At 72.0% G+C, this 1,890-nt stretch carries 3 pseudogenes; all 3 read right to left on the minus strand.

Annotation, left to right across the window (positions count from 1 at the left end):
• A pseudogene (locus SACSA_RS27180) lies at positions 1–164 on the minus strand (PQQ-dependent sugar dehydrogenase); the annotation flags it as partial.
• Positions 164–1,600 (minus strand): annotated as a pseudogene (locus SACSA_RS22210) (glycoside hydrolase family 65 protein); the annotation flags it as partial. The pseudogenes SACSA_RS27180 and SACSA_RS22210, both read right to left, overlap by 1 nt.
• Positions 1,597–1,827, minus strand: a pseudogene (locus tag SACSA_RS0109195) (hypothetical protein); the annotation flags it as partial. The pseudogenes SACSA_RS22210 and SACSA_RS0109195, both read right to left, overlap by 4 nt.
• Positions 1,828–1,890: the final 63 nt, after the last annotated feature.

Genomic DNA, 1,890 nt, shown 5'->3' on the forward strand with positions numbered 1-1,890 from the left:
TTCTGCTCGAAGTCCGGGTCGACGGCCACACCCTGCAAGCCGTCCTCGTCGTGGTTGTAGACGTCGAGCTCCCCCGCGAGCGACGTGGAGCCCTCCGGAGTGGTCAGAAAGACCCGGCCGTCGCGGGAGGTGTGCAGCACGCTGCGGTCCGGCAGCACCGACAAAAGCCGCCGTGCGGGTCGTGGTGGCCCAGCGAGATCCACAGGCGGGCGGTTTCGGTGAGCAGTTCGGTGCCGCACTGCCGCTCGAACTCGCTGTCGTGCGTGGCCTGGAGGTAGCGCACCACCGCGTCGGCGATGTCGGCGTTGACGTGGAACGCCGCCGTCCCCGCCGGCCAGTACGCCGAGCACTCGGCGCCGTTGATCGAGCGCCACGGGAACGCCGCGCCCCGGAGCCCGAGCTGTGCCGCCCGGTCCCGCGCCGTGTCGAGCGTGGTGTGCCGCCAGCGAAGGGCGTCCCGCGCCGCGTCGGGCAGCGTGTAGGTGAGCACCTGCAACACGAACGTCTCGGTGTCCCAGAACGCGTGCCCGTCGTAGCCGGGTCCGGTGAGTCCCTTGCCCGGGATCGCGCGGCTCTCCCCGCGAGCCCCGGCCTGGAGCACGTGGAACAGCGCGAACCGGATCGCCTGCTGCAACTCCGGGTCACCGTCGATCTCCACGTCCGCGCTGGACCAGAACTGGTCGAGGAACTGGCGCTGCTCGGTGAGCATGCCCTCCCACCCGGTCTGCCGTGCGCCGGCGAGGGCGGCCTCCACCTGAGCGTGCACGGCGGGCAGCGAACGCTGCGCCGACCAGCCGTAGGAGAGGAACTTCGTCAGCCGAAGGGGCTGCCCCAGCGGCACGTCGACGGCGATGGTCAGCCGGGCCAGGTCCTGCTCCACGGTGATGTCGGTGCGCAGGCCGTCGGTGGCCTCGATCTCGTGGTCCATCGCGGCGGCCATGCGCAGCCCCGACCGGGTCGTGCGGTGCACCAGCACCGCTCGGTAGTCCTCGGCACGGTGGAACTCGCCCAGTAGTGGCGCCTCCAGCGCCGCGGCCACGCGCGGGTCGCCGGTGTCGGCCTCGATCGGCTCGTTGGCGAGCAGTTCGGACTGCACCACCAGCTGCACCTGGCCGTCGAGCGGTTCGACTTCGTACCGGATGGCCGCGGCCGCCCGCTGGGCGAACGAGACCAACCGTTCGGTGCGCACGAGCACGCGCCGACCGGTGGGGGAGGTCCACTCGGTCTCCCGGCGGAGGGTCCCGGACCGGAAGTCCAGCACGCGGGAGTGGCTGGGGGCATGGCCGTATCGCATGTCCAGCGGCTCGTCCTCGACGAGCAACCGGATGATCTTGCCGTCGGTCACGTTGACGACCGTCTGCCCGGCCTCGGGATAGCCGTAGCCGGCCTCGGCGTAGGGCAGCTCGTGCTCCTCGTAGAAGCCGTTGAGGTAGGTGCCGGGCAGTCCGCGAGGCTCGGCTTCCTCCAGCGTGCCGCGCATGCCGATGTGCCCGTTCGACAGGGCGAAGGTCGACTCGGTGCGTTGCAGCTGGTCCACCGCGAGGCCGTGCCACCGCAGCTCCCAGGGGTCCTGTGCGTAGCCGCGCTCGGTGTCGGTCACACTCCTCCTCTCCGGGCCGGTTCGTCCGCCAGCAGGTCGGCCAGGTCGTCGACCACCACGTCGGCCCCCCGGGCGCGGAGGGCCTCGGCCTGCTCGGCGTGGGCCGCCGTGTCCGCGCTGGTGTCGTCACGGTCTCGGTCGGCCTCGTCGTGGTCCCCGCCGTCGGAGGTACGTGCGGCGACGCGGTTGACGCCCACCACGTAGGCGAATCCGCCCGCACGGCCCGCGTCTCGTCGTCGGTTGCCTCAGATCCGCGTCGCCACCGAGTCGGCGGCGGCGCTGTCCTCCAC

Source organism: Saccharomonospora saliphila YIM 90502 (genome assembly GCF_000383795.1).
In the GTDB taxonomy this organism is placed as follows: domain Bacteria; phylum Actinomycetota; class Actinomycetes; order Mycobacteriales; family Pseudonocardiaceae; genus Saccharomonospora; species Saccharomonospora saliphila.